The 19,331-nt window shown below is 45.8% G+C and carries 16 protein-coding genes; 6 read left to right on the top strand and 10 right to left on the bottom strand.

Going from position 1 to position 19,331, the window contains the following annotated elements; all coding sequences use genetic code 11:
* Positions 1 to 422: 422 nt before the first annotated feature.
* On the top strand, positions 423 to 914 hold the full coding sequence (gene coaD, locus ACRN9H_RS11835; protein WP_432313896.1) for a pantetheine-phosphate adenylyltransferase: 492 nt from the start codon (positions 423 to 425) through the stop codon (positions 912 to 914).
* Positions 915 to 993: 79 nt separating this feature from the next.
* Positions 994 to 2,469, top strand: a complete 1,476-nt coding sequence (locus ACRN9H_RS11830) for a capsule assembly Wzi family protein (protein ID WP_432313895.1) — start codon at positions 994 to 996, stop codon at positions 2,467 to 2,469.
* Positions 2,470 to 2,533: 64 nt separating this feature from the next.
* On the opposite strand, the gene mutM is transcribed toward ACRN9H_RS11830, so the two are convergent.
* The 8 genes from mutM to ACRN9H_RS11790 all read right to left on the bottom strand — a co-directional run bounded on the left by mutM (position 2,534) and on the right by ACRN9H_RS11790 (position 9,581).
* The gene (gene mutM, locus ACRN9H_RS11825; RefSeq protein WP_432313893.1) at positions 2,534 to 3,349 is read right to left on the bottom strand and encodes a bifunctional DNA-formamidopyrimidine glycosylase/DNA-(apurinic or apyrimidinic site) lyase; all 816 of its coding nucleotides are present in this window, start codon (positions 3,347 to 3,349) and stop codon (positions 2,534 to 2,536) included.
* Positions 3,350 to 3,384: 35 nt separating this feature from the next.
* Complete coding sequence (locus tag ACRN9H_RS11820) at positions 3,385 to 3,840, bottom strand: hypothetical protein (protein ID WP_432313891.1); 456 nt, start codon at positions 3,838 to 3,840, stop codon at positions 3,385 to 3,387.
* 91 nt (positions 3,841 to 3,931) lie between these two features.
* A complete protein-coding gene (gene moaA, locus ACRN9H_RS11815) occupies positions 3,932 to 4,915 on the bottom strand; it encodes a GTP 3',8-cyclase MoaA (RefSeq protein ID WP_432313889.1) in 984 nt (327 codons plus the stop codon).
* Positions 4,916 to 4,932: 17 nt separating this feature from the next.
* Positions 4,933 to 6,744 carry a bifunctional molybdopterin-guanine dinucleotide biosynthesis adaptor protein MobB/molybdopterin molybdotransferase MoeA gene (locus ACRN9H_RS11810; RefSeq protein WP_432313887.1) on the bottom strand — a complete coding sequence of 604 codons (1,812 nt, stop codon included), beginning with the start codon at positions 6,742 to 6,744 and terminating at the stop codon, positions 4,933 to 4,935.
* A 29-nt stretch (positions 6,745 to 6,773) separates the two neighbouring features.
* Complete coding sequence (gene mobA, locus ACRN9H_RS11805) at positions 6,774 to 7,367, bottom strand: molybdenum cofactor guanylyltransferase MobA (RefSeq protein WP_432306396.1); 594 nt, start codon at positions 7,365 to 7,367, stop codon at positions 6,774 to 6,776.
* The gene (locus ACRN9H_RS11800) at positions 7,351 to 8,061 is read right to left on the bottom strand and encodes an ABC transporter ATP-binding protein (RefSeq protein ID WP_432313885.1); all 711 of its coding nucleotides are present in this window, start codon (positions 8,059 to 8,061) and stop codon (positions 7,351 to 7,353) included. Before ACRN9H_RS11800 ends, mobA begins: the two co-directional genes overlap by 17 nt.
* 3 nt (positions 8,062 to 8,064) lie before the next feature.
* Positions 8,065 to 8,772, bottom strand: a complete 708-nt coding sequence (locus ACRN9H_RS11795) for an ABC transporter permease (protein WP_220773201.1) — start codon at positions 8,770 to 8,772, stop codon at positions 8,065 to 8,067.
* Positions 8,769 to 9,581, bottom strand: coding sequence for a substrate-binding domain-containing protein (locus ACRN9H_RS11790; RefSeq protein WP_432313883.1), 813 nt, complete (start codon positions 9,579 to 9,581; stop codon positions 8,769 to 8,771). Before ACRN9H_RS11790 ends, ACRN9H_RS11795 begins: the two co-directional genes overlap by 4 nt.
* A gap of 285 nt (positions 9,582 to 9,866) precedes the next feature.
* Here ACRN9H_RS11790 and ACRN9H_RS11785 point away from each other — a divergent pair, with 285 nt between their 5' ends.
* Together ACRN9H_RS11785 and ACRN9H_RS11780 are read left to right on the top strand one after the other, a co-directional pair.
* Complete coding sequence (locus ACRN9H_RS11785) at positions 9,867 to 11,249, top strand: sigma-54-dependent transcriptional regulator (protein WP_246611739.1); 1,383 nt, start codon at positions 9,867 to 9,869, stop codon at positions 11,247 to 11,249.
* Between the two features lies 1 nt (position 11,250).
* Entirely contained in the window at positions 11,251 to 13,428 is a 2,178-nt protein-coding gene (locus ACRN9H_RS11780; protein ID WP_432313881.1) for a sensor histidine kinase, read from the top strand.
* A 303-nt stretch (positions 13,429 to 13,731) separates the two neighbouring features.
* Here the strand turns inward: ACRN9H_RS11780 and ACRN9H_RS11775 are convergent, their stop codons facing one another.
* Positions 13,732 to 14,391, bottom strand: a complete 660-nt coding sequence (locus ACRN9H_RS11775) for a 7-cyano-7-deazaguanine/7-aminomethyl-7-deazaguanine transporter (RefSeq protein ID WP_432313879.1) — start codon at positions 14,389 to 14,391, stop codon at positions 13,732 to 13,734.
* A 228-nt stretch (positions 14,392 to 14,619) separates the two neighbouring features.
* Here ACRN9H_RS11775 and ACRN9H_RS11770 point away from each other — a divergent pair, with 228 nt between their 5' ends.
* Entirely contained in the window at positions 14,620 to 15,357 is a 738-nt protein-coding gene (locus ACRN9H_RS11770; RefSeq protein ID WP_432313877.1) for an ABC transporter substrate-binding protein, read from the top strand.
* Between the two features lie 21 nt (positions 15,358 to 15,378).
* On the opposite strand, the gene ACRN9H_RS11765 is transcribed toward ACRN9H_RS11770, so the two are convergent.
* Complete coding sequence (locus ACRN9H_RS11765) at positions 15,379 to 16,737, bottom strand: isochorismate synthase (protein WP_432313875.1); 1,359 nt, start codon at positions 16,735 to 16,737, stop codon at positions 15,379 to 15,381.
* Between the two features lie 433 nt (positions 16,738 to 17,170).
* Here ACRN9H_RS11765 and ACRN9H_RS11760 point away from each other — a divergent pair, with 433 nt between their 5' ends.
* Positions 17,171 to 19,330, top strand: coding sequence for a TonB-dependent receptor plug domain-containing protein (locus ACRN9H_RS11760; protein ID WP_432313873.1), 2,160 nt, complete (start codon positions 17,171 to 17,173; stop codon positions 19,328 to 19,330).
* Position 19,331 lies beyond the last annotated feature (1 nt).

Raw genomic sequence — 19,331 nt, 5'->3', positions numbered from 1 at the left:
TCTGGTGATGATTTATTTATAAATTTTATGATGTTTGCGTGGCGTTCAGCCAGCATTTCTAATCAATTGACTCCGCCTGTGAAGATGAATCCATCTTATATATCTCACAAAGGTATAAATTATTGATTTTTAGCTAAATTATATTTTATTGTTGAGTCCGGCCGACATCTATTTACTGGTTCTGCTGAAAGTCATTTTTCAATTATTGCTCTTTGAATTATGATCGCCAGATATCTAAATTGAATCTAGTATATAATACGCGCCAGTATCATCGTTAGCTTTATTACTTACCTATTTGATTTTTAAGGTTAATTAATCATTGGCAAGGTTAGTCTTTTGTAGTTGTAAAGCTGTTTTATGATGTAGTAACGGGATGCTTTATACCCTTATTGAATTGATAAAAGTGGGAATATACTTTTACTATGCACACAAGAGCGATTTATCCGGGGACATTTGACCCAATCACTAATGGGCATGCCGATTTAATCGAGCGGGCAGCTAAGTTATTCAAGCATGTGATTATTGGTATTGCAGCCAATCCTTCTAAGCAACCAAGATTTACCCTAGAAGAACGGGTTGAAATGGTTAATCGTGTCACGGCTCACTTGGATAATGTTGAAGTGGTTGGCTTTTCTGGCCTGCTGGTTGATTTTGCTAAAAAGCAAAATGCGAGCGTGCTGGTGCGTGGTTTACGTACAGCCTCTGACTTTGAATATGAATTTCAGTTAGCGAATATGAATCGTAGGCTGAGCCCCAATCTAGAAAGTGTGTTTTTAACTCCCGCTGAGGAAAACTCTTTTATCTCGTCAACCCTAGTAAAGGAAGTCGCTTTACATGGTGGCGATGTAAGGCAGTTTGTTCACCCTGAAGTGGCGATGGCATTAACCGCAAAGCTTAAACTGACGAAACCGTAAGTCTTATCCACTTTTTTGTCAGTATTTTGTGTTAACTTTGAGGCGAGTTTGACCTCGCGATGATACCTAAAAGGATGTTATGAAGGCTGTTTTCACTCCAACACTGCTCGCGATTAGCGTGGCCACGGGACTGTTTTTTTCTTCTGTACTTGCTGCTGCGCCTTGGGTCGATGCTTCTGATATCTATCTTAGAACGGATATTCAAGCGCTTGCCGATGCGGGCGTCATTACTGTACCTGTAAATACGTATCCTTTGATGTGGTCAGGTATCGGTGGTGATTTATCGAAAGTTGAACCTGAGTTGCTTTCATCCTCTTTAGTGCAAGCCTTTGCGCGAGTAAATTTTTACTATCAAAATGCCGTGGATAATCACGGTAATGCGCGTATAAAAGTGACGGCCACATCTGATCCTGCTCGCTTTCGACATTATGGCTCTGACTATCGTGAAAAAGGCGAAGTGCTGGGCTCGTATGAGTATTTAGGTTCACGTATCGCCTATAAAACGACCGTGGCAGAAACCTATGATCCTCAGGATAGCGAAGAATTTCGTCTTGATGAATCCTACTTTGCGATTATTTTTGGTAACTGGATTGCAACCCTAGGCTCCGTCGAGCAATGGTGGGGACCCGGATTTGATTCTGCGTTGCACCGCTCTAACAATGCGCGCTCTATGCCGTCGCTGACCTTGAGTCGCAATAATGCATCTGCTTTTGAAACGCCATGGTTATCTTGGATTGGCCCCTGGACATTTAAAAGCGGATTTAGCCTGATGGAGGCTGATCGCGCTGTGCCAAAAACGGCTGAGTGGGATATGCGTTTAAGCGCCAGACCGATTAAACAGCTGGAAATCGGCCTATCTTGGTCAACGCTGTTTTGTGGTGAAGGCCAAGATTGTAACTTTGACTCTTGGTGGGACTCGGTGACGAGTAGCCCAGTGTGTATTGATGGTGCTGATAATTGCGCGCCAGATCAGCGCCGAGATGCAGGCCACAGAACTCAAAGTATCGATATGCGCTATGCCGACACATTGGGCAATATTCCTGTTGGCTTATACCTAGAGCGTAGCTGCGAGAATGGCAGCGACTGCGGTTCACTTTGGGGCATCGATACTCATTTTGGCACAACGGCTAAACAGTTTAAGTTTTTTATTGAGTACTCAGACACTTATGTCAAGTGTGATGGTGATAGTGCAAATTGCTTCTATGAAGATCCTGTCTATCTCAGTGGCTCTCGTTATTATGACCGCGCTTTAGGCTCAACCTATGACAGTGATGCGCAAGTATTTGTCGTCGGATTGGTGGGGCAACTGACTAATAGTCGTGGGTTTACCTCATTATTACGTTATGCGCAGCTGAATAAAGATGGTTCAAACGTAGCGACAACTTGGGCACCACAACCTCTTAAAGAAGACTTGTTAATGCTTGAACTTTCCTATCGGATGCCGCTGTGGAAGGGTATGTGGAGCTTAGGTGGGACTGTGTCTAAATCAGAATTTGAGGTAGAAGACAATGATACCAATGCCACATTCTTTAGCAGTTTCGAGTATCGGTTCTAGCATTCACGATTAAAGAAGCCTGCATTATTGCAGGCTTTTTTATCCGCTTTGTCTTGAGGTTGCGTTAACGTGTTTGGCAAATGCCGCAAAATACTGTGCTGCGTTGGCCTAAGCGGATTTCACTTAATAGATTACCGCAGCAGGTGCAGGTTTTACCGCCGCGACCATAGACATGCAGTTTTTGGGCAAAGTAGCCCGGTTTGCCATCGGCATTAGTAAAATCTTTCAGTGTGGTGCCCCCCTGTTTAATGGCGTGGGCTAAGATTTGTTTCACTTCGGCGACTAGTACACTCAAGCGTTCAATATCTATTTTACCCGCTTCGGCTTCTGGGTGAATACCCGCCGCAAACAGGGCTTCATTGGCGTAAATATTGCCGACACCCACCACGATATGATTGTCCATTAGGCAAAGCTTGATGGCCTTTTTCTTGCCCGCTAAAGCGGCTGCTAATTGTTTGACATTGAAGGCATTCGTTAATGGCTCTGGTCCCAATTTAGCGAGTAATGGGTGGGCTTCTTCTGGGAGTTCACACCATAGCCAAGCACCGAAACGTCTTGGATCGTTAAAACGTAAAATGCGGCCGTTGGCGAGCACTAAATCGATATGATCATGCTTTTCTACTGGGGTATCGTGGGGCAAAATTCGTAAACTCCCCGACATACCCAAATGCACTATGCTGGTGCCTGCATCGGTATCAATTAATAGATACTTAGCACGACGGCGCACTTGGCGTATGACTTGACCAATAATCTGCTTGGCGATTTCAGGTACAGGCCAACGCAGTGAACCATTACGGATCACAAGATCAACCACGGTTTGCTCGACAAGGAATGGCGCAATACCTTGACGGGTAACTTCAACTTCTGGTAATTCCGGCATGGGTTCTGTCTTATCTTAAGTAAAAGAAGGCGATATTACGCTGCGGGTTTCGCATCGAGAATAGGTTGCAGTGTAGCTCGTAAGCTCGGTGGCACTAAGTACCAATTACCTGCAGGAGATTTTAGGGCGCCTTCCTTGGGAAAATAGATCCACAGTTGAAAATCATTGATATCAGCAATCTGTATCACTAATTCTTGAGGGGCATCAGTGGTTTCTGGTGCAGCAGCTAAGGGCGATACTCGTATGGTTTGCCATGCTTTGGCCCATTCATCGCAATTAAGCACTTTAGTATCGCAGCGCCATTCTGATACTTGCTTATGTAGCCATAGTCCATCGAGTTGTAGCTGTGCGAGCGGTGCATTATCGTCAAATAACAACTGGGCATCACTCGGAACATTATTGGTTTTTTTATCAATAAAAGTTAGTACCGCGACCATAAAGACGCAGGCGATAATGATGATGTTATTCCATTGTTTACGAGTTAAGGCCATAGGGATGTGTGCTGCTAAATATGGAATGATAACTTGAGTTTATCACGGCCAAATTGAGATGCTAGCCCTGTAAACTATTGAGTGGCGATGGTTAACCACCAGTTACGTTCATAAAACGTAGGATTTGTACTTTGTTGTTATCGAAGTCATGCTGTTTAGGCTTAAGGTTGATCCCTGCGAGAATAGCGGCCTTTAGCCTTTCAATATCAGCCGGAAACTCACGTACTATGCTTTTGAGATCAACAGCATGCTCATTACCTAAACACAGTAGTAATTGGCCTTCGACAGTGACGCGTACGCGATTGCACTCGTGGCAGAAGTTGTGGCTGTGGGGCGAGATAAAACCGATATGGATTGAGCTGTCGGCCATAGTGTAATAACGTGCGGGGCCACCGGTACGTTTGCTCGATAGCTGCAATGGATAGTGAGCTTCAATCATCGCTTTTACTTCGTCACTATTGCAGTGACGGGCACGTTTGCGCTCATCTATTTCGCCAAGCGGCATTTCTTCGATAAAAGCGATATCCAAGTCGCGATCACGACAGAAATCTACTAAATCAATTATTTCATTGTCATTTTGTTGTTTCAAAATCACCGCATTAATCTTAATGCGCTTAAAGCCTGTGGCAATGGCCGCATCAATGCCGTCGATGACTCTGTCTAGTTTGCCGTTACGAGTTAATTGGGTAAACAGTGTGGGATTTAAGGTATCTAGGCTGATATTAAGGCGATTTAATCCAGCATCGAACATGGGCTTAGCAAATTTTGTCAGTCTTGAACCATTGGTGGTCATGGACAAATCCGTAAGCCCTGGTAGCCTACCAAGTAGGCTAACCAGCTGGTCGCAATCGGTGCGAACTAAGGGTTCGCCGCCAGTCAGACGAATTTTAGTGACACCGAGTTCGGTAAAGGCTTGTGCAATCCAAGCTAATTCTTCGAGGTGGAGAACTTGCTCTTTTGGCAGAAAGCAAGGTTCCTCCGTCATGCAATAAACGCAGCGAAAATCGCAGCGGTCGGTGATTGAGAGCCGTAAGTATTCAACCTTACGGCCAAAAGAATCCACAATTAGACTCATAAAAAACTCACTAGATCTTAAAGTAGTTCCGCAAAGGGCTGAATAAACACCGTTTCACCTGCGTTCACGGCTTCTACATCATCACCTATGATGATGAGACAATTCCCTTTGACCATTGAGCTCAACATTCCTGAACCTTGATTGCCCGTGCTGCTGACGTGTAGACGTCCATCTTTACCAAGCTGATAAATACCGCGAATAAATTCGGTGCGGCCATGGCGGCTTCGCAGCATTTCATCACTGATTGCAGGGAATAATGGCGCTTGCCAGTTTACTTCACCCGCTAATTTACGCAGAGCGGGTTGTACAAATTGCAGGAAAGACACCATGACTGCGACAGGATTACCCGGCAAACCGAAGAACAGGCAATCACCCACCTTACCAAAGGCGAGTGGTCGACCTGGACGCATGTTAATACGCCAGAAATCGATATTACCAAGGCGAGCAAGCACAGTTTTAATGTAATCCGCATCACCGACGGATACACCACCCGAGCTGATGACGACATCGGCTAGGGTTGCCGCTTTGGCTAGCGTTGCTTCGAGAGCGATTTCAGAATCTTCAATAATACCTAAATCGATGACCTCACAACCTAGGCGTTTTGCCATGGCTTTAATGGTAAAGCGATTTGAGTCATAGATGCAGTTGGCTTTTAGCGTTTCGCCTGGTTGGCTCACTTCATCGCCGGTGGAGAATACAGCCACGGTTGGACGACGATATACACTCACGCGATTAAGCCCAAGTGAAGCCAGTAAACCTTGTTCTGCGGCGCTTAGGCGAGTGGCTTTGGCGAGGGCGACTTGGCCTTGAGCGATATCTTCCCCCGCGAGGCGAACGTGTTGACCCGCCAGAATACGGCCGTCGAAGCTAACTATGCCGTCGATTTCAGTGGCTAGCTCACGGGGCTGCACGGTATCTGCGCCAGCAGGCACTGTGGCTCCGGTCATAATCCGCACGGTTTCGCCAACGTTAAGCGTGTTTGAGTATTGATGACCAGCAAGGACTTCACCTACCCGCTTTAAGTTGGCTGGCATGGGATCTTGATAGACAAACGCGTAGCCATCCATCGCTGAATTAGTTTGTTGCGGCACGTCGATGGGCGAAATACAGTCGTGGGCAAGAACACGGTTATCTAAGGTATCTAACTCCAGTTCTTCAATCTCTGCCACGGGGGAAACATGGGATAAAATTTGCGCTAAACCTTGGCTGACGCTGAGGTTTTTATTGTCGCCTATGGCGCAGGTATCCACGGCTGAAATGGGGTATTGGGGTGGCGCTTCCCAGTTTTTGGCGTACTCCATCACAAAATCGGCAATCTGGCTGACATTGTTGAGATCGAGCCGGCGCAGCTCACTAGGAAGTGTGTCGCTTGGCAATTGAGTATCATCGCAACGGGCGATGGCGAGGATGTTTTCATCTTGGGTATAAATAAAAGGTTTGCCGTGGGCGGCGCGGTGCAATTCAATTTTAGGTAATGCGAGTTTTTTAAAGCCTTCGACCAACACGATATCGACTTTGTCAGCTTCGATTTGCTTGAGCAAATGGACTAACTCAGGATCGCCATCGCGGGCATCTTCAGTCATCAGCGCCCAGCGTACATGGGAGGCAACTAGCATTTGCCGCGCGCCGGCTTTACGCATTTCGTAGCTATCTTTGCCGGGAATATCCACATCAAAATTATGGTGCGCATGTTTAATCACGGCTAAGCGTAAACCACGCTGATTTAATTCAGGGATTAACTGCTTGAGTAAGGTGGTTTTCCCCGTGCCACTGTAGGCACAAAATCCGAGAACGGGAATAGCGAGCGGATTGACGAAGGGGTTACTCATTTGCACCTCTAATTTGAGTTGTTGGAACCTTAGCTTTTGGTTATTTCTATGGCCAATCGTTGTTTTTGTTCTGGCGTATTCACGTTCACAAAGGCATTGGGTTGATCGGCGAACGACACGACAACGAAGTGATGCTTAATATACCAAAAGTCCACTTTACGCTCACCCGCCTCAAGAAAGGCTTTCATCGAATCACGTAAGCTAGGTTTTAGCAGCATCACTACAGGTTGCTCATATTCACCGTCACTGGCAACGGCTAGTTCAGCATCTTCAGTTTCAATTGCGGCTAACATACGCGGCACAAGGTCGAGTGGCAGTAATGGGCAGTCGCAGGGCACTACCAATAAGTAATCGGCATCGGTCTTGCCCATCGCAGCGATCATACCTGCTAAGGGGCCAAGAAAACCACTGTGTTCATCGCTTATCACTTTAAAACCGAACTCAGCATAACGTGTTTGGTTGCGATTTGCGTTGATCAGGATCTCCTTAACCTGAGGTTTTATTCTATCAATGGCATGTTTAATCATGGCTTCGCCGTTTAATTCGACGAGCCCCTTATCGTCACCGCCCATACGACGTGCCATACCACCGGCGAGAATAACGGCATCAATTTGCGATGACATATAAGGGCTCCTGTGCTGGCAAAGATTGAGAATGTGGATAGGTGGTCATCACTTGTTCGCCTTCTATGTGCCACTGCTGTTCACAAATAGCGGTTAACGCGCAATTCTGATGGCTACTCAGTAACATACCGGTACCTTCGTATTTGAGTTGTTGGATCATTTTTAATACGAGTTCTTGCGAATCCTTATCCATATTGGATGTTGGTTCATCAAGCATTAATAGTTTAGGTTGTAGGATCCAAGCCCGCGCAATGGCGAGGCGCTGTCTTTCACCGCCGGAGAGATTACTGGCTCTGGCATGTAATAGCGAGCCTAGCTGCGCCATCTCAATCGCTTGTGTAATGCGTTGTTTTGCCTTGGCTTTAGTTTCTGAACTGAAATTTAGCCCATAGGTAAGATTATATTCTACAGTGCCATCGAATAAATAAGGGTGTTGATGTAGATAAACCGCTTTACCCAATAAAGGATTGCGTCGCCACCAGGCATTTTTAGCAAAACCCACCGTCTCAATATGGCCCTTCGTTGGTGCCATTAGGCCTGCCAGAATCTTCATCAAGGTTGATTTACCGGTGCCATTGTCGCCTTGCAGATAAATCACATCGCCTTGGCATAATGCTAACGCATCGGATTTGAATAACAGGCGCGTACCAAAGGACATTTCTAAGTCACGGGCGATAAGTTTCACCTTAGTCATCGTTTAATGGCTCCTTGGCATCGCTTTGCCGCGTAAACTACCTAAAGCAAAGTTAAGGATCAAGGCTAAGATGAGCAGCACGAGTCCGAGGGCAATCGCTTGGGCGAAGTCACCTTTACTGGTTTCGAGTGCAATGGCGGTGGGGATATTACGCGTTACGTTTAAAATATTACCGCCAACCATCATAGAGCAGCCTACTTCAGTCAAAATTCGACTAAAAGCCGCAACAATCGCCAGTAGTAACGGCATGCGCAATTCGCGGCACACGGTCCACACCGCGCTACACCAAGAGGCACCTAAGGTACGTGAAGTTTCCCACGCTCTGCGGTCTACACTGGTAAATGCGGCTTGGCTCAAGGCGATTAATACAGGCGCGCAAATCAACATTTGCCCGAGGATCATACCTTCTTGGGTAAATAACCACTTTAAATCACCCAATGGGCCATTACGTGTGAGTAATAGATAGACCAGTAAGCCAATAACGACTGTAGGAATCGATTGCAGGGTTTGGACTAAGTTAGTAATGACCCATCGGCCATAAAATGGCGCAAACGCCAACACGAAGCCGAGCACCATAGAAGGAACTAAAGTGATCAGTAGGGCTGCGAAAGAAACCGAAAACGAGATCGAAATAATGGACCAAACGTCGGGGTCCAATGAAAACAGCAGGCTTAACGCCTGCTGTAACAGTGCTAACCAGCCGTCGCTCATTCGCTATAAGTTGCCTTGAACAATTGCTCACCTTCAACTTTGAAGTTATTGATCATGCTTTGACCTTCTTTGCTGATCAACCAGTCACTTAACGCTTTAGCGCCTTTGTGGTTTAGATCTGGATATTTAGCAGAGTTGATTAGCACGACTTGGTATGGGTTAGCTAAAGTTTTGCCACCATCAAAATCAACGCCTAGATCTAGCTTAGTTTTGTAAGCGACGAAAGTACCACGGTCAGATAGCGTATAACCTTGCATTTCGTTTGCCATCAGCAGAGTTTTACCCATGCCTTGGCCTACTGAAGTGTAACCTTTGAAGTCTGGTGTCACACTTGCTGCTTTCCATACTTCTAACTCTTTGATGTGAGTGCCTGAATTGTCACCACGAGAGATAAAAGGCACACCTGATTTTGCAATTTTACTAAAGGCTTCTTCGGCAGTTTTGCTATCACGAATTTTTGCAGGGTCATTTTTAGGGCCAAGTACCACGAAATCATTTTCCATGATGCCACGTGGCTCAACACCAAAACCATCGGCAACGAATTTAGCTTCGGCGCTAGGAGCATGGGTCATCACTAAATCTACGTCACCTTGCTCACCTAGTTTTAGGGCTTTACCTGTGCCAGTTGCGATAACTTGGACTTTATAACCTGATTCACTTTCAAACTTAGGTAATAGTTCTTTTAGTAGGCCTGAGTTCTCCGTGCTGGTGGTTGTAGCTAACTTGATAATTTCAGTCGAGTGAGCGGGTAAAACACTGAAAAAGCTGACTGCAATAACCAAACTCAGTAATGATTTCATTTTTAACATGGGTACTCCTTGGCGGAAAATAGGATTCCAACTCAAATGCCTATTGAGAGGAAGAACGCATAAATGGTAATACGTTTGGTTGCAAAGCAAATTAGATGCCAAGCTGATAATGCGACCATTTTCTTCACAGCCTAAGCTAATTTGTGAGCTTAGTCTCAAGCTGATTAAATATTTTACAGACAAATTGTCTCAGCACACACTTCCAGTGGTTCATAGTGGCCTATTTATCTCTTTTCAATGATAGAATTGGTCGCAAATGAGTCAAAATGTCCAGAAGCAGACAATATGAACCCGACAGATAATAATCTCAAGCCCCTTCCATCGGCAGTATCAGTGCTCATTGTTGATGATGAACCCGGCATGCGCAGTTTTTTAAATAAGGCGTTATCGAAAAAATTCGCCTTAGTTGAGACGGCTGGCAGCATCGAAGACGCGGAGCAGCTACGCAGCCGTTGCCATTTTGATTTGCTCATCGTTGATATTCGCTTACCCGGCCGCTCAGGTATTGAATGGCATGAAGCACTCGATGAGCAAGGCCGTCGTTCAGATATTATTTTTATGACGGGTTATGCCGATATGGAAGTGGCCATTACCGCACTGCGCGCCGGTGCCTCTGACTTTATCATGAAACCTTTCCACCTTGAGCAGATGATGGCGGCAGTCGATCGCTGTATTGAGCGTCGTTTGCTTAAGCGCGAAAACTTAATGCTGCGCCGTGAGGTGTCAATTGGTTATTCATCGACCATTATTGGCAGCAGTGAAGCCATGAAGTCGGTGAAATACATTATCGAGCGTGTGGCGCCGACCAATGCTGTCGTGCTTATTCAAGGTGAATCTGGCACGGGCAAAGAACTAGTCGCACGACAATTGCATTTACTTAGTGGACGGCAGGGATCTTTTGTCCCGGTAAACTGTGGCTCTATCGCCTCTGAACTATTGGAAAGTGAACTGTTTGGTCATACTGCGGGGGCATTTACGGGCGCGAAAGGTAATCGTGAAGGCTTATTTAGTTTTGCCTCGGGAGGGACGATTTTTCTCGATGAAATCGGTGAAATGCCACTGAAAATGCAAACCGCTTTGCTTAGAGTGTTAGAGCAAAAAGCGATTCGTCCCGTGGGTAGCGAGAAAGAAGTTAATATCGATGTGCGAGTGATCGCGGCCACTAACCGTACTCTGATTGATGAGGTGGAGGCGGGTAATTTCCGTCGAGATTTATATTATCGACTCAATGTGCTGGATATTTTAATTCCGCCATTACGCGACAGGCCCGAAGATGTGGTGGAGTTAACTCATCATTTCACTCGCCAACTGGCCGCTGAACTTGGCGTCAGGGAAGTGGTGTGGAGCCATGAGGATATGGTGAAACTGCAGCAGCATGAATGGCCTGGTAATATCCGTGAACTGCGCAACATGATTGAACGCTGTATTTTACTGGGTAAACCGCCTGCGGAATATTGGAAACAACAGCTAAAAAGTGAAGTGTTATCTACATCGGGCTATCCGCTGGATTGGCCATTAAAAGAAGTCGAAAAACACCATGTTACCAGTGTGGTGGACTTACACTCTGGCAATAAGTCCGCTGCGGCAAGGGATTTAGGGGTATCGCGTAAGACCTTAGATCGCAAATATAAAGAGTGGTTTGACTTTGGCAGTGAGCAGGAGTCATAGGGTGTCATTTTTCACTCATTTTTTTGGTGTGAGTTGGCAGCAAATGCAGGCCAAGGTGCGTTATCGGATCTTAATCCTGACGTTATTACCTATCCTGCTGACGCTAGTGAGCTTAGTATTTATTACGATTTACTGGAACATCAGTTACACAGGTAAGCAGCTGTTTATGATGGTTAAAGCTGACTTATCTGTTGCCGAAAACACCTTGTTGCAAGTGCAGGTTCGTCAAGAGAATCAACTTGAGCGAGTGGTCACCTCTTGGGCTTTTCAAAATGATTTTAGGCCACTATTGAGTGCCGAAAAGTTCAGTAGTGAACAATCGAATGTAACAGAGGCAACCATTAATCATCGAGCCAGTATCGATGCATTTCTCCTGCTGCAAAAAAAACAACTTCAGCTCGATTATTTACGTTTGATCAGTGTTGCTGATGCCGCCGAAGACCCTGATTTACGGCAAATTTTGCCTAAAATAAACGGCTTATTGCCGTATTCTGGATTAATGGTGTTACCGCCTGAACGGTTAGCGCGTATTGATCCTGAATTAGCACCAACCGCGCGTATTCCTATAGTGGCAACCTTGCGGTCACAGAGCACGACTCAAACCGTTGAGGAGCGTGGTCTATTAAGCCGCAGCCTGCTCCCCGTGCCGGACTTAGAAGGTAAAGTGGCTTGGTATCTGGATGGTGGGATCTTATTTAATCGCGATACCTGGATTGTCGATCATATTCGTGATTTGGTTTACGACAAAGGGACTTTACCCGAGCGCTCTATTGGTACAGTCACCATCTTTTTAGATGATGTGCGCATTTCTACTAACGTACCGCTCAAGTTTCCTGCCCATGAGGGAGAAGCGCCAGAACGTGCACTTGGCAGCTTAGTGTCTGATGAAGTGAAGGAAAAAGTATTAGTCAATGGTGAGCAGTGGATCAACCGCGCCTTTGTATTTAATGATTGGTTTATTTCCGCCTACGCCCCTTTAGAAGATGTTCGCGGCCAGCGTGTTGGTATGATCTATACCGGATTTTCGGAATCACCCTTTATCCATAATTACTTATTAAATATTATCGAATTGGGTACCATTTTAATGCTGGTGCTCTTAGTGTCTGGGCTATTAGTTTATCGTGGGGCTTATAGCTTATTGTTACCGATTGAACGAATTCACCAAGTGGTGCAAGCGGTTCAGTCAGGTCGAAATATCCGTATTGGTGCTTTAGATTTAGACAGGGATAACGAGTTGTCGAATTTAGCCGAACAATTCGACAGCATGCTCGACCTCTTGCAGAGTCGAAATGCCCAAATTCAAGCAGCGGCAGAGCAGCTCGAGGTAAAAGTCGCAGAGCGTACCCGCAGTTTGCATGACAAAACTTTAGAGCTACAAAGTAATGTCGCATTACTCAATGAAACACGCCAACAGCTCGTCACTAATGAAAAACTCACCGCACTCGGAGAGTTGACAGCGGGGATCGCCCACGAGATTAACAACCCCACGGCGGTGATCCTCGGCAATATGGAGCTACTGCGTTATGAGCTGGGCGACAATGCCGATGTGGTAAAAGAGGAAATTGATCTCGTTATTCAGCAAGTAGGACGGATCACAACCATAATCCGCAGCTTGCTGCAGTACAGCCGCCCTGGCGAATTTAATGCACCATTAGAAATGCACAACATGACCTCGATCATTGAAGAAATGCTGGTATTAGTGCGGCATTCTATTCAGAAACAAGCAGTGGTATTGATTACTGAGCTAAACGCAACTTGCCCAGTGCAAGTTAACAAACCACAGTTATTACAAGTGTTGATTAATTTGGTGGTAAACGCTGCCCATGCGATGGATGGTAAAGGTCGAATTTGGATACGAACCTATGACTGGCTGCAACAGGGTGTGCCGATTGGCGTCAAAATTGAAGTCGAAGATGAAGGCGTTGGTATATCCCCAGAACAGCTAGGGCGGATTTTCGACCCTTTTTATACCACGCGTAAGGATGGCACTGGTTTAGGGCTTTCACTGAGTTACGGCATTATTAAGCGGATTGGCGGCACCATAGAAGTGAGTTCAACCTTAGGTAAAGGGAGTTTATTTACTATGGGCCTATATCGCGAAGCGAAGGAAGAGCGGCAAAATAGTCCCTATGAGGGATTATACTTTGCAGGTAATTATAACGAGATGTCTGGCGAGTAAGCATGTTTCTAAATGCAGAGCAGGCTTGTTAGCTCGGTCGTTGCCGTCATTTTGTGGTGCAGCTGTGAAGTCTATTATTTGGACGTTGGTAGTGCAGAAAAATAAGCAAAAAAAAGCCGGATGATGAGTCCGGCCACAAAGAGTGTGTGTGAGCAATGTCGTGCTTGCAAACTCAGGAGCTCCATAACAACGTCGATTACCAGTCATCGTTGTTAAAGATGAGTTTTTGAACGCACGTTAACGATAATCATTCTCAATTGTGTTTGCAAGCTATTTATTGCAAAAAGTGCACATCTTTACAAATCAGGAAATTGATTCTTGCGGATTGGCTCGCAAAATTTTGTCTTGTAAGACTTTTAGCAAAACACCGTATGCCGGTAGGAAAAGGCCTAAGCTCACGATCAGCTTAAAGCCGTAATCGACTGTAGCGATTTCGGGCCAATTGGCTGCCATAAAGCTATCTGAAGAGGCGTAAAAGGCGATACTGAAAAAGACTAAAGTATCGACCAGATTACCCACTAAGGTCGATGCCGCAGGCGCGACCCACCAAGAGCGGCTCGTTCGCAGGCGGGCAAAAACCTTAATATCCATCAACTGACCAATCAAATAAGCCGCAAAGCTGGCAAAGGCAATTCGGAACACAAAGGTATTCCACTGTGCAAGTGAATCAGCACCTTGGAAGCTACCTTGATGGAACACGACTCCCATCACGTAGGAAATCATCAAAGCGGGAACCATAGCTTTGAGTATGATGCTACGTGCGGCTTGTTGGCCAAAAATACGGACAGTGAGATCTGTGGCTAAGTACACGAATGGAAAGCTAAATGCGCCCCAAGTTGTGTGGTAACCAAATAGCTGAAATGGCAATTGTACTAAGTAGTTGCTGACGCAAATAATCAGTATGTGGAATCCTACTAATAGGAATAAGGCGCGGCGAAGCTGCGCTGTGGTTAACATTAACATATGTGGCCTTTTTAGTTGTGTAGGGCGGGGTGAGGGAACCCGCTAATTTTCAATTTATTATGTTTACGACAATATCACCGAACATTACCGATCGCAGCGAGGCGAAATCGGGTCGCCATTATAGTGGTCGAGTTTTAAGATGCAAGCCTGCGGTTTAAATGTACGCATAGAATGAAAACTCTTCTACACTTTGAATACGTCGAAGGAGGATAGCCATGAGACGATTTTTTGCTACTTTTTGCTACTTTTTGCTTATTTTTAGCTGTGTTACCCGTATCTGTTTCTGCCGCTCAGCCGATAGTGGTCAATGTGGCGACTGCATCGTGGGATGGTTTTGCCAATCCTGATAAAACGGGTTACTACTTCGAGTTACTTCAGCGGATTTTCCCTGAGCCAGAATGGCAACTCAATGTACAGTTTATGCCTTTTGCCCGCAGTTTATATCTTGTTGAGCACAATCGTACCGATATCACGCTCAGCGTTTATAAGGGTGATATTAAAAAGGGGCTATTAACAGAGAATATGGTTGAAGTGGACTCTATCGATGTGGCTGTTACTGCCGAGGTGGCGGCAGGCTGGACCGGTATTGAAAGCCTATCCCACAAGAAGGTTCAGGCCATGCTGGCCTACAGATACAATATGCTGACACCTGTGCCTATGTATTACGAAGAAAGTAGCGATATGTTGACTATGCTCAATAGCTTAAATGCTGGACGTATAGATGCCGTGCTAGATTACAAACCTAATTTACTTACGTTTGTTCCTAAATTAAAGGCGCCACAAAATTTTGTGATTATTCAAGGTGTACTCAAGGCCGAAACCTATTTTGTTTTCGCTAACACCGAGAAAGGCCAGATGTTGAAACAACATTTTGACCTTGCACATAAGCGCTTAATCGATTCGGGTGAACAGGACAGGCTTTACCTTGAAACGCTTGAAAAACGAAGGGCTGATGGCGCTGAATAGTCTTAATGTTTACTAGGCTTATTACATTTCGAATAGAATCGACATTATGGTCGCGATTTTATTTTCAAGCTCTTGCCACTCAGCTTCGGGCTCTGAACCTGCAATAATTCCCGCCCCCGCAAATAGGTTAATCCGACCCGATTCGATCAGCGCACTGCGGATCGCTACCGAAAATTCACTCTCATATTTATTGAAATAGCCACAGGCACCAGCGTACCAGCCACGAGTATAACCTTCACGCTGACGAATAAAGTTCAATGCTGAATGCCGCGGCAAGCCGCCCACCGCAGGGGTTGGATGCAAGGCTTGTAACAGTTCAAAATCATTGACACCTGTTTTTAGCTCGGCATGAATTGCACGGTGTAAGTGTTGAATATGATTGAGTTTAAAAATAGTGGCGAGTTCATCGGCACCGACATAACGGCTCAATGGTGTGAGCATGTTGACTATATGCCTGCGAACAAGTTGGTTTTCAACGCTATTTTTATTGTCTTCTAATAAGGCGTTTGCCAGTGCAATATCCTCTTCTTGGCTTAAGCCGCGAATCGTTGTGCCGGCAAGGGCTTCGGTAAATAACTCTTGTTGACGACGGCGAAATAAACGCTCTGGTGAGCAAGAGATAAAAGTACGCTCAGGGCTAAATTGAAAGCCAAATTGAAAGCTATTAGGATTACGCCCTTGCCAGCAGGCAAGCACCATCCAAGGATCGACAGGTTCGTTAACGGCAAGCTGAGTTAACCGAGATAACACCACTTTTGGGGTGTTTTGATTGAACTTCGGATCGATAACTTCCTCAACAAGGTTTTTCCAGCGTGTAAAGTCGGGCGTATCTGTGCGTGCTAAAAGGGCGATTTTTTTGGGTGGCGAAAGTGGCTTTGCAGGCATCACAGCTTCGATAGCTGCAATAGCGTTATCTATTTCGCTATGATGACCATTATCGGCAAAATTAAGATTCACTAACAAACTAAATTGGTTGCCACTACGCCTAAATTCAATACGCGGTAGGATAAAGCGACTATTACCAAACTCAGGCCAAGATTCTATGGTGCGATCAAAAGCGACACCGCCGTAGTAGCGAATATTTTGATTGCTTGATAAAGCGCGCTGCTCTTGATAGGTAGTGGCCAGTTGCTGATCGCTGATTGCCGTTTCAAACTTAATATCTTTACACGATCCTATCGCCGACACTTCCTCAATTCTATCGCGCCCATGCCAGTAAATACGTGGAAATTGGGACTGTGATGCCAGCCATGAAATTAAAGGCATAGCGACTGTACCAACAGATAGCTGTACGACCTGTTCTGTCACAGGGATTTGCTTTAATTGAATGAGTTTGTCGATGAGAGACTTAAGGTCTTCTGACAGGGCATGAACGGGCAAATAGAACTCCAAAGTAAAGATAAGGGATGAAGGCGAAAGCTGAAAGTCACGTTATCAGTATCCCGCATTAATACATTTAACTCAGGCTAGTGCACTCTTTTTTAAGTCATTTACCTTTTAGTTGATTGAGTTTGTAAATAAGAATCTTTCGCTCAAATTAAAGGCCACAGCCAAGAGTGTCAAGATGTAAGCCTCTGGTGTGTGACTTTTGCCATAATCTCATTTAATAGCGATAAAAACCGTGACTTAAGTGGGTCTTTTTGTCGGTCAAACCATCCTTGAGAGACATTTTGTCTGCTGGTGGTGAAATACTTTCCCCCTTTAGTTTAATTAGTTGATCTGAGTTGGTTTTTAATGGTTTTTCGGTTGAGACAGAATAATCACGGTTCACAATAGCTGGTACATCTTCAATTTTCGACGTGACAATAATAATATGATTACCCCAAATACCCTCTTTAGAGTGTCATCTTTAGCCTTAGCTATTGGTCTTAGTCTTACTGTTCAAGCTGATGAAATCGCCCGTGATCCGCTACTCAATATCAATGAAGTGATCGTCGTGCATGGTGACGGCGGAGAAGCCCGTGAAATGGCGACTACCCATTGGAGCATTAGTGAAGAAGAGATCCGTGCAACCGGAGCGCAAAGCCTAGATCAAGTCTTAAAGAATGTGCCGGGTGTGTACATTCGTGTCGGTGGCGACGGAACACCAAGGGTTGATATTCGTGGTTTTAAAACTCGCCATGTGACCTTGTTGGTCAATGGTGTACCTATGAGCAGCGCCGATGATGGTCAGTTCGACCCGAGTATCATTCCCACAAGCCAAATTGCCTCGGTAGAAGTGTCTGTCGGCCCGACATCTGTGCTTTACGGTCCAAGTGGTGCGGGTGGCGTGATTAACATTATTACCAAGCAGGGCAGCACGGCGCCAGCACTAGCTGGACGCCTCGAAGCGGGCAAAGACAATACATTTAATGGCGATATCAGCGCCGCAGGTTCGGGTGACGATTGGCAAGGTTTAGTCAGTGTCAGTCGGCAGCAAACCGACGGTTTCCCTATGTCGAATGACTTTGAGGCGACGCAATACCAAGACGGTGAGCTGCGCGTTAACTCGGATAAAGAAGTCACTAACGTTTATGCCCAAGGCAGTTACTGGTTATCCGACAAGACCCAATTGATTGCCAATATGGCGCTGCGTAGTGGCGAATGGGGAAAACCTGCCCGTGACGGTACCGGTAGCGGCAAGTTGAAATTCGAACGTACCGATGACTATGACGCGCATACTTTCCAACTGGGGTTAGCGCATCAATTTGATGACACTTTCACCCTGCGTGGCTTTGGTTATCACAATCAAAGCGATACCTTAGAAGCCTCCTATGCCGATGAAACCTATCAGGCAGCGACTCTGTCCCAAGATGGGCGCTCGGTTGTGCAAGGCGTCAATCTGCAGTTAATCACAGACTTGCATACCGCAGGTTTATTCACGACCTCAGTCATTGCCGAGAAACAACGCTGGAAGTCAGTCGTCGATACTTATACGACTAATACAGGTAGTAATAATGGTGGCACTACAGGTTCTGACGGCGGAACTGGCACAGGTGGTGGAACAGGTACAGGTGGTGGAACAGGTACAGGTGGTGGAACAGGTACAGGTGGTGGAACTGGCACAGGTGGTGGAACAGGCACAGGCGGTGGAACAGGCACAGGCGGTGGAACAGGCACAGGTGGTGGAACAGGCACAGGCGGCGCCGAGAACTTAAATGATTCCGCTTGGCTATATACGGCCGCGGCTGAGTATCAGTATCAATCTGAGCTGCAGTACGGCTTTACCTTAGGTGGCGCTTATCATTCACTCGACACCACAGATAGTAACGATGGCAACTATTCGGCCATGGCCTCCAGTTATTGGCAGGCGGCGCAGGATTCTCGCTTAAGCTTAAGTGTGGCACGTAAAGTGCGTTTCCCCTCTATGGTGAACTTGTATTCGCAGCTATCTGGTAATAGTGATTTAGAAGCCGAAGAGTCTAAGCATGTGGAGCTGGGTTTAGAGCAGAATCTGCCGGCGAGTACCGATTTCTCCCTTTATAGCTATTACACTGATGCGAAAAATTACATCGCCAAGGATGTCGATGGTTTCTACCAAAATATGGGGCGTTATAAGTTCAAAGGGGTGGATTTTCAAATCAATAACCATGCGATTGAGCGCTTAGATCTGAGCTTCTCTTATAGTTTTCTCGATTCAGAAGAGATAGACGGCGATGATACCTTAGATGCCTTGCAATATCGTCCACGTCATCAGTTACGTTGGCAGATGAGTTACGAATTTCCCTTCGAGACTCAAGTTCACCTCAACGTGGAGCGTATTTTAGACCAAGTCTATGCGACGCAAGTGAAGGTTGGTGGTCAGACGCAATATCAACAGCAGTCGTTAGACAACTACACCTTAGTGGACGTAAATCTGGTACAGCCATTAATTCGTGACAAGTTAGATGTTTACCTACGTGCGACTAACTTGCTGGATGAAAACTACTACCAGAGTGAAGCCCTGCCACAGTCGGGACGACAGATCTTCATCGGTGTGAACTGGCAGATCTAAT

The sequence above is a fragment of the Shewanella sp. MF08487 genome (assembly GCF_050848685.1).
Taxonomy (GTDB): Bacteria; Pseudomonadota; Gammaproteobacteria; order Enterobacterales; family Shewanellaceae; genus Shewanella; species Shewanella glacialipiscicola.
Note: the sequence above shows the minus strand (reverse complement) of the source record. Positions and strands in the feature narration are given on the sequence as shown.

Excerpts from the sequence above, each read along its gene's own strand:
- ACRN9H_RS11760 (WP_432313873.1), top strand. The coding sequence starts at position 17,171 with ATGATTACCCCAAATACCCTCTTTAGAGTGTCATCTTTAGCCTTAGCT.
- ACRN9H_RS11800 (WP_432313885.1), bottom strand. The coding sequence starts at position 8,061 with ATGACTAAGGTGAAACTTATCGCCCGTGACTTAGAAATGTCCTTTGGT.
- ACRN9H_RS11785 (WP_246611739.1), top strand. The coding sequence starts at position 9,867 with ATGAACCCGACAGATAATAATCTCAAGCCCCTTCCATCGGCAGTATCA.
- moaA (WP_432313889.1), bottom strand. The coding sequence starts at position 4,915 with ATGAGTCTAATTGTGGATTCTTTTGGCCGTAAGGTTGAATACTTACGG.
- ACRN9H_RS11775 (WP_432313879.1), bottom strand. The coding sequence starts at position 14,391 with ATGTTAATGTTAACCACAGCGCAGCTTCGCCGCGCCTTATTCCTATTA.
- ACRN9H_RS11810 (WP_432313887.1), bottom strand. The coding sequence starts at position 6,744 with ATGAGTAACCCCTTCGTCAATCCGCTCGCTATTCCCGTTCTCGGATTT.
- mutM (WP_432313893.1), bottom strand. The coding sequence starts at position 3,349 with ATGCCGGAATTACCAGAAGTTGAAGTTACCCGTCAAGGTATTGCGCCA.
- ACRN9H_RS11795 (WP_220773201.1), bottom strand. The coding sequence starts at position 8,772 with ATGAGCGACGGCTGGTTAGCACTGTTACAGCAGGCGTTAAGCCTGCTG.
- ACRN9H_RS11830 (WP_432313895.1), top strand. The coding sequence starts at position 994 with ATGAAGGCTGTTTTCACTCCAACACTGCTCGCGATTAGCGTGGCCACG.
- ACRN9H_RS11790 (WP_432313883.1), bottom strand. The coding sequence starts at position 9,581 with ATGTTAAAAATGAAATCATTACTGAGTTTGGTTATTGCAGTCAGCTTT.
- coaD (WP_432313896.1), top strand. The coding sequence starts at position 423 with ATGCACACAAGAGCGATTTATCCGGGGACATTTGACCCAATCACTAAT.
- ACRN9H_RS11820 (WP_432313891.1), bottom strand. The coding sequence starts at position 3,840 with ATGGCCTTAACTCGTAAACAATGGAATAACATCATCATTATCGCCTGC.
- mobA (WP_432306396.1), bottom strand. The coding sequence starts at position 7,367 with ATGTCATCGCAAATTGATGCCGTTATTCTCGCCGGTGGTATGGCACGT.